Here is a 647-nt window from a genome sequence, read left to right on the forward strand (position 1 = left end):
CGCACTCGAAGATTCCCCTTATCAGTATCATCTTAAGAGTTATGGTCCAAGCTCTACTTTAGGAGAAGCAGATTCCAATCAAAGAGTGCTTAAAAACGCTGGAACATTTTGGGATTTTCGCCTTGAAAGTAAAATGGTTGATTCTTCCTCTCTTGATCCCACTGAAATTTTTCCTGTTCTTGATGCTGTTGTTCCTCCTGTTTCTGATGAGGTTCCTGCTTTTCCTAAAAATCATCCTCATATGACTGGAGGTGAAGAGGAGGTTATCGATCCTAATTCTCAGCAGAAACCTCAAGAGCCAAGTCTTTCTTCTCCTGATAGGGATCCCCATCTTAAGACCTTATCTGATGCTTCCGATGTTTTTATGTTGGTTGTTCCAAATCCTTCTCCTGTTTCTCCTCCTCCCTCTCTTGCACCTGTTAGACCCAGTACTCCTAAATCTCATCCAGTTGTACCGACATCTGTTTCCCCCACTTCTTCTGTTGCTGTGTCGTCTGCGTCTGATCCTTCTGTTCCGCCTCCTGTTTCACGCCCTCCTTCTGTTGCTGTGTCGTCTGCGTCTGATCCTTCTGTTCCGCCTCCTGTTTTACGCCCTTCTTCTGTTGCTGTGTCGTCTGCGTCTGATCCTTCTGTTCCGCCTCCTGTTT

The 647-nt window shown here is 45.7% G+C and carries 1 pseudogene; it reads left to right on the forward strand.

The annotated features are described in order from the left end of the window. Positions 1-647: pseudogene (locus ACFIK0_RS09585) on the forward strand (autotransporter outer membrane beta-barrel domain-containing protein); the annotation flags it as partial.

The organism is Bartonella sp. CL63NXGY (assembly GCF_042194905.1).
Taxonomy (GTDB): Bacteria; Pseudomonadota; Alphaproteobacteria; order Rhizobiales; family Rhizobiaceae; genus Bartonella.